The sequence below is a fragment of the Protofrankia sp. Cas4 genome, from assembly GCF_963555915.1.
Lineage (GTDB): Bacteria > Actinomycetota > Actinomycetes > Frankiales > Frankiaceae > Protofrankia.
The window spans coordinates 1-2343 of the sequence record NZ_CAUVXL010000033.1; the positions used below are offsets into that span (position 1 = coordinate 1).

Sequence of the window (2343 nt, forward strand, 5' to 3'; positions counted from 1 at the left end):
TGGACGATCCCGTTGGCGTCGATGTCGAAGGTGACCTCGATCTGCGGGATGCCGCGGGGTGCCGGCGGCAGGCCGGTGAGCTCGAACATGCCGAGCTTCTTGTTGTAGGACGCCATCTCGCGCTCGCCCTGGAAGACCTGGATCTGGACGGAGGGCTGGCTGTCCTCGGCGGTGGTGAAGATTTCCGACCGCTTGGTGGGGATGGTCGTGTTGCGCTCGATGAGTTTGGTCATGATCCCGCCCTTGGTCTCGATGCCGAGGGAGAGCGGGGTGACGTCGAGCAGCAGGACGTCCTTGACCTCACCCTTGAGGACACCGGCCTGCAGGGATGCGCCCACGGCGACGACCTCGTCGGGGTTGACGCCCTTGTTCGGCTCCTTGCCGCCGGTGAGCTCGCGGACCAGGTCGACCACGGCCGGCATCCGGGTGGAGCCACCCACGAGCACGACGTGGTCGATGTCGCTGACCTTGACCCCGGCGTCCTTCACGGCCTGCTGGAAGGGGTGCTTGCAGCGGTCGATCAGATCGGAGGTCATCCGCTGGAACTCCGAGCGGGTCAGGGTGACGTCCAGGTGCAGCGGGCCCTCGGCCGAGGCGGTGATGTAGGGCAGGTTGATGCTTGTCTGGGTGGACTGCGACAGTTCGATCTTGGCCTTCTCGGCGGCTTCCCGCAGGCGCTGCAGGGCCATTTTGTCCTTGCCGAGGTCGACGCCGTGCTGACCGGAGAAGGTCTTGATCAGGTGGTCGGTGACGCGCTGGTCCCAGTCGTCGCCACCGAGGTGGGTGTCACCGGAGGTCGACTTCACCTCGACAACGCCGTCGCCGATCTCCAGCAGGGACACGTCGAAGGTGCCGCCACCGAGGTCGAAGACCAGAATGGTCTGTTCCTTCTCGCCCTTGTCCAGGCCGTAGGCAAGGGCGGCCGCGGTGGGCTCGTTCACGATGCGCAGGACGTTCAGACCGGCGATGGTGCCCGCCTCGGTCGTCGCCTGACGCTGGGCGTCGTCGAAGTAGGCGGGCACGGTGATGACCGCGTCGGCCACGGTCTCACCGAGGTAGGACTCGGCATCCCGCTTGAGCTTCTGGAGGATGAAGGCGCTGATCTGCTGCGGAGTGAAGTCCTTGGTGTCGACCTTCATCTTCCAGTCGGTGCCCATGTGGCGCTTGACCGACCGGATGGTCCGTTCGACGTTCGTGACCGCCTGCCGTTTCGCGACTTCGCCAACCAGGACCTCGCCGTTCTTGGCGAAGGCGACGACGGACGGGGTCGTCCGGGAGCCCTCGGCATTGGCGATCACCGTGGGCTCGCCGCCCTCGAGCACGCTCACGACGGAGTTCGTGGTGCCGAGGTCGATACCGACCGCTCGTGCCATGTCTGTGTGCCTCTCAGATCAGGACGGCCCGGCTGCTCGGTTCTCTCGGGAACTCGGCCGGGACCGCTCGGGTAGTAGTTGAGTCCTTCGCACTCAGAATCTAATGATAGCCAGGCCATCGTCAAACATGAGTTGCTCAGACTCAAGGTTCCTGAGGATGGTTCTGTTCCCGAGCTGCGGCAGGCCAGGGGCCAGGGGCTGGCGGGCTGCCGGGAGCGGGGCGTCGACGAATCAGGCGGGTTGTCGTCCCGGTTCGAGTCCACGCTCCTATTGCCGGGCGCTCTAAGCGGTCGGCGTCGGACGTTCGTCCAACGAGGGGTCCCCGGCCAGCGCGAAGCGGTGGACGGGGTACGTGCCGGCGCCAGGCGGCGCCCCGCGTCGCCGCTGCCCGCACGCCGCTGCCCGCACGCCGCTTCGCGCCGTACGGGTACCCCGGCTCCGTCGGCCCAGGTAGAACTCCGCTACCTGGGCCTCCTCGCACCTCGCGACGCATCCGCCCCAACCCCACTCCTTGATCCGCATTCCCTTCGGTGCGACGAGTGGAAGGATGACGTCAGGAGGCGCCGGTTTTCGGGCGGAAAATGTATGTCAACCATCCACTCGTGCCGGGCCGGCTACCCACCAAGGCGTCGCTGCCACAGCGGCTACACATCCGCGCGGCCACCCGCCGGCCCCCACTCGCCGACCTGCACATCCGCCACCGCGGCGCGTTCGCCTACAGCGCCGGCCAGGTCACCGACGGCGAGGACGTCCCGCTGATACGGCTGCGCTCCACCGGATCCGCCACCCACCGGGGATTCGCCCTCCACCTCGCGAGCAACGGCGGATACCTGGACACACTCCTGCCCACCGGCACCTTCACCGGTACCCCCGAAGAGGCCCTCGACTGCGCCTGCGAGCGGAACCTGTCGACCCCCGACAGCTGACCGCACCCGCCTGCCCAGGTGTCAACCCCCGAAGGACCTACGGG

2 protein-coding genes are annotated in these 2343 nt (G+C 67.3%); one reads left to right on the forward strand and one right to left on the reverse strand.

Annotated elements, in window-relative coordinates; genetic code table 11:
• A partial coding sequence (gene dnaK, locus U9979_RS03505) for a molecular chaperone DnaK (protein WP_322778239.1) occupies positions 1 to 1373 on the reverse strand: 1373 nt, incomplete at its 3' end.
• Positions 1374 to 1954: 581 nt separating this feature from the next.
• On the opposite strand from dnaK, the gene U9979_RS03510 reads away from it, so the two are divergent.
• The gene (locus U9979_RS03510; RefSeq protein ID WP_322778240.1) at positions 1955 to 2299 is read left to right on the forward strand and encodes a hypothetical protein; all 345 of its coding nucleotides are present in this window, start codon (positions 1955 to 1957) and stop codon (positions 2297 to 2299) included.
• Positions 2300 to 2343: the final 44 nt, after the last annotated feature.